At 55.3% G+C, this 4730-nt stretch carries 4 protein-coding genes; 1 reads left to right on the forward strand and 3 read right to left on the reverse strand.

Annotated features, from left to right (window positions below; all coding sequences use genetic code 11):
* The first annotated feature begins 538 nt into the window (after positions 1–538).
* Entirely contained in the window at positions 539–1924 is a 1386-nt protein-coding gene (locus DW089_RS11125; protein WP_105327083.1) for an NCS2 family permease, read from the forward strand.
* 86 nt (positions 1925–2010) lie between these two features.
* Here the strand turns inward: DW089_RS11125 and DW089_RS11130 are convergent, their stop codons facing one another.
* The 3 genes from DW089_RS11130 to DW089_RS11140 form a co-directional block, all read right to left on the reverse strand.
* On the reverse strand, positions 2011–2916 hold the full coding sequence (locus DW089_RS11130) for a permease (protein WP_105327082.1): 906 nt from the start codon (positions 2914–2916) through the stop codon (positions 2011–2013).
* A gap of 67 nt (positions 2917–2983) precedes the next feature.
* The gene (locus DW089_RS11135) at positions 2984–4069 is read right to left on the reverse strand and encodes a DUF362 domain-containing protein (protein WP_105327081.1); all 1086 of its coding nucleotides are present in this window, start codon (positions 4067–4069) and stop codon (positions 2984–2986) included.
* A gap of 33 nt (positions 4070–4102) precedes the next feature.
* A complete protein-coding gene (locus DW089_RS11140; RefSeq protein WP_105327080.1) occupies positions 4103–4633 on the reverse strand; it encodes a cyclophilin-like fold protein in 531 nt (176 codons plus the stop codon).
* Positions 4634–4730: the final 97 nt, after the last annotated feature.

Raw genomic sequence — 4730 nt, forward strand, 5'->3', positions numbered from 1 at the left:
AATAACTCACATACATATCATACGAGGGGAGAGGAAAGCATCACTACCTTTGCGAAAGGTAGTGATGCAGGAGAGTGGATACCCTGAACCAGCACACTTCAGGTTCGCTGACCGCACCAACTGGTGGCTATGTTTTCAAAAATAGTCAGCGCTCCGTCGCTTTTTTGAAAATATACCCCAAAGAGAACGGAAAGGCAAACATTGCGAACAACAACCAAGTAGCCCGAATGGGCCTGCACCCATATTAGTAGCGCACCATTGCGTCCCCCATCCAAGATTAGCGGTTCGCCGTATTCCAGGCAGTTTCGCCCTGTGGGCTTGCTTTCCGGACGGCTATCACAGGGCTAGCGCTTTTATCGGTTGTTGCGGTCCATGGAGTATCGTCTCCAATTTTTTATGGTAGTCTACCCCACTAAGTTGTCTTTTTTGGGGTAAAATTTGCTATAATAGAAGTTATTCTACAAAAGAGCGGGTTAAAACCGTTTCTTTTCTTACAAAAATCATTTCTATAGGGGGAAGAAAGAGGAGCTAATTTTCTATGGAACAATTTCTTGAACGGGTCTTCCGCCTGAAGGAAGCTCACACCACGGTCCGGACGGAAATCATCGCCGGGCTTACCACGTTTATGACCATGGCTTATATTCTGATCGTCAATCCTATGGTGCTCAGTACTACGGGTATGGACCGGGGGGCTTTGTTGACGGTGACTGCGATTGCGTCCATTGTGGGGACGCTGTGCATGGCTGCCTTTGCCAACTATCCCTTCGCCCTGGCCCCGGGTATGGGGCTGAACGCCTACTTTGCCTACACGGTAGTCCAGCAGATGGGCTATTCCTGGCACACGGCTTTGACCGCCGTTTTTGTGGAAGGGATTATCTTCATTCTGCTGACGCTGACCAGCATCCGGGAAGCGATTTTCAACGCCATTCCCCTGACCCTGAAGCAGGCCATTACGGTGGGCATCGGGCTGTTCATTGCGTTTCTGGGGCTTCAGAACTCCCGGATTATCGTCGCTAACCCAGCCACCAAGGTTTCCCTGTACTCCTTTTCCCAGGCCCTGGCTAACGGCACCTTCCACAGTGTGGGGATTACAGTGCTGCTGTCCCTGCTGGGCATCCTGTTCACGTCCATTTTGATCATCAAAAAGGTCAAGGGCAATATCCTGTTTGGGATTCTGGGCACCTGGTTTGTGGGCATGGTCTGCGAAGCCACAGGGCTGTACGTGCCGGACCCCAGCCTGGGTACCTTCAGCGTATTTCCCAATTTTTCCGGGGGTCTGGCGTCCTTCCTGCCCCGGGATCCGTCCCCGTTATTTATGCAGCTGGACTTTAGCCATATTTTCTCCTTGGACTTCTTCGCCGTGATTTTTGCCTTCCTGTTTGTGGATCTGTTTGATACCCTGGGCACCATTATCGGCGTGGCCACCAAGAGCAAAATGCTGGACGAAAACAACAAGCTGCCCAACATCCGGGGAGCACTGCTCGCCGATGCAGTAGCTACCTGCGCCGGGGCGGTACTGGGGACCAGCACCGTAACCACCGTGGTGGAAAGTGCTGCCGGGGTTTCCGAAGGGGGCCGGACCGGTCTCACCGGGGTCATCGTGGCCCTCTTGTTCGCCGTTTCCCTGTTCCTCTCCCCGTTCTTTATGGCCATTCCTTCCTTCGCTACGGCTCCTGCGCTAATTCTGGTGGGCTTTTTGATGTTCAGCTCCATTACGGAAATCAGCTTCCAGGATTTCAGCGAAACCATTCCGGCCTACATTGCCATTATTGCCATGCCCTTCTGCTACAGCATTTCTGAAGGCATTTCCTTTGGCATCATCAGCTACGTGGTTATGAACCTGCTCACTGGAAAGCGGAAGAAACTGAATCCGCTGATGGGCGGTTTGGCGGTAGTGTTTGTGTTGAAGTATTTTATGTTGTAAAAAGTTGCTACAACAAGAAAAGTCAGGCTCTTCTCTGCGATGCAGAGAGGAGCCTGACTTTTTGGTTGTGCAGTTTTTGAATTTCCTCAAGCAACGAAAATTCCGTTCACCAGCAGCCCCGTCACCAGGGCGAATAGCATAACAAATCCGATGTACAGCAAGAAGTGTTTCAGTCCCAGGACGATTTTCAGTGCGCCCAGGTTGGTAATTTTGGTGGCGGGGCCGGTGAGCATAAAGGCGGCGGCGCTGCCCAGGCTCATGCCTTCTGCCAGCCACTGCTGGAGCAGGGGGATGGTGCCTCCGCCGCAGGCATACAGGGGTACGCCAATGGTTGCGGCCATCAGGACGCCCCAGGCTTTGTTGCCGCCAAAGACCTGGGTCATCAGCTGGGCGGGTACGTAGCGCTGGAACAGGGCGGAAAGCAGGATGCCAAACAGGAAATAGGGTCCGGTGGCTCTCAGGTTCCTGCCCACGTTTTTCACATACCGCAGCAGCAGGTTGGGGTCTGTGTCATGGCTCACGGGTTCCTGAAACCGACCAAAGGTGAAGAAGGGTTTGTGCCGGAAGAAGATCCGCACCAAAAGGCCTGCCGCCACCCCGCACAAAAAGCAGGTGACCACCCGAATCAGCAGGGCGGTTTTCCCCAGGGCCATACTGTAGATAATCAGCTGGGGATTTAGCAGCACCGAGGCCATGGCAAAGGCGGCCAGCCAGTCGTCCTTTACGCCGCTTTGGGAAAAGGAGGCGGCCAGGGGAATGGTGCCGTACATACAAAGAGGAGAGGCAATGCCCAGGGCGCTGGCGGCCAAAAGGCCCAATACGCCTGTGTGGACCCTGCCCAGGGTGCGGACAGCGCCGTGGATTTTGTCCTTCAAAAAGACGGAAACGGCGGAGCCCAGCAGCATACCCAGGACCCAGTAGCCAAAAATCTGGTCCAATTGCAGGGTAAAGTAGTACCAGATATACACCATTTCCCGCTGGAGAATTTCCATACTCCCCCTCCTTTCCTAATTTGCTAAAAGCGGCCGGCCCGCTGGGTCAGCCGCCTTTATTTGTTTTTTAGTCCAAATCAATCAGCTGGTAGCTCCGGGAGCCCAGGCCGATTTTTTCGGCGCTTTCCAGGGTGTGGATACCGTGCCGGTCTTCAATCCGGTGCACCAGGGCGTCGCTGCCCTTGGAGGCATACACCAGGTCCACGCAGGCCTGGTCCAGGGCCACCGGGTCCGTGGAGGCCAGGATACCGATGTCGTGGATATCCGGTTCTGCCGGGTTGCCGTTGCAGTCGCAGTCAATGGACAGCCGGTTCATGACATTGATATACACAATCCGGTCCCCATTGCCCAGGGCCGTGGAAACGGCCTTGCCGGCGTCCGCCATGGCTTCCAGGAAGGCGTCCTGTTTACCGCTCCAGGGGTCCGTCATACTGGTGCCGCCGCTGTGGATCCAGGCTTTGCCCTGGCTGGAGCCCAAGCCAATGGAAATATTCTTGATGGCGCCGCCGAACCCGGCCATGGCATGGCCCTTGAAGTGGGACAGCACCAGATAATCGTCGTAGTCCTTAAAGGCTGCGCCTACGTAGTCTTCCTTCAGCCGCTGACCACCGCTGACCGGCAGTGCCAGGGAGCCGTTTTCGTCCAAAATCTGGAAATTGGCTATGTCCGTAAAGCCATGGTCCTTGGCCACCTGGTAGTGCATGGCGGTGGTGGAACGGCTGCCGCCGTAGGCCGTATTGCATTCCACAATGGTGCCGTTCACCTTGTGGACCAGTTCCCCAATGAGTTTGGGGGACAGGTAGTTGCTGGCGGGAGGTTCCCCGGTGGACAGCTTCACAGCTACTTTCCCGGCGGGTTTCCAGCCCAGGGCGTCGTAGGCCTTGATCATAGCTTCCGGGGTAATGTCGGCAATAAAGTATACCTTGGGGGCTTCCTTATTGGTGGTATAGTGTTTCAGTTGGGCCAGGTCAAGGACCGCTCCCCCATTGGTGGTCAGGGTTCCGGCGGCAGAGGCTGCTGCCGTGGTTTTGGCCGTGCTGCCCACCGGCTTGGCCTCATTGGGTCCGGCTGCCCCGGCGCTGCTGCCGCAGGCTGTAAAAGCCAGGGAGCCCAGCAGCAAAAGCCCCGCCAGCAAACCTTTTTTCTTATCCATAATACCGCTCCTTTCTGCGCACTGCTTTGCTTCTCAGGGTCTGGTCAGGGACAGGGTCACCTGGACCTTCCCCGGGCCAAAGGCCTGCAGCAGCTGGTCCTTGGTCACGCCTGGAATCTTGCCCAGCCGGGTAAAGTCCCAGGTATTCTGGTCATAGTAAATGGTAATTTTATCACCCTGGTAGAGGATCACGTCCCCGGGTTCCGTGGTGATTTTCGTATCGTTCCGGGGCAGCTCGGTGCCCAGGGGGCCTACCTTTTCAAAATGGCCATAGTCTTCCAGGCTCAGGGTAATGGTCCCCTTTTCCAGAAGTTTTTTCAGGGCCTGGGCACTGGTGTTGTCGGCAAATACTGCCGGGAACACCTGGCTTCCGGCTTTCACATAAAAGGTATTGCCTTCCTGCACCTGGGTGCTGCTCCCCTTGTCCGGGGCAGCCGCTGCTGTTTGGGCAGGCGGCGGAGCCGTTTTCTCGCTGCTGGTACTGCCGCTGGCAGAGCAGGCGGACAGGCTAAAGAGCAAAGCCCCCAAAAGCAGGAGCGCTCCTAATTTCTTTCTGTTTTCCAATGGTATCCCCCCTATTGCCAAAAACAGTTTCTCTTGGGCCTACGCCGTAAAATAAAATCATACAAAACAGGGTAAGACAAATTCCCAATGATTTCGA

Origin of the sequence: Acidaminococcus sp. AM05-11, assembly GCF_003472805.1 — a bacterium.
Lineage (GTDB): Bacteria > Bacillota > Negativicutes > Acidaminococcales > Acidaminococcaceae > Acidaminococcus > Acidaminococcus hominis.

Bases quoted from the DNA above. Each gene is read 5' to 3' on its own strand.
- DW089_RS11125 (WP_105327083.1), top strand. From the start codon at position 539: ATGGAACAATTTCTTGAACGGGTCTTCCGCCTGAAGGAAGCTCACACC.
- DW089_RS11130 (WP_105327082.1), bottom strand. From the start codon at position 2,916: ATGGAAATTCTCCAGCGGGAAATGGTGTATATCTGGTACTACTTTACC.
- DW089_RS11135 (WP_105327081.1), bottom strand. From the start codon at position 4,069: ATGGATAAGAAAAAAGGTTTGCTGGCGGGGCTTTTGCTGCTGGGCTCC.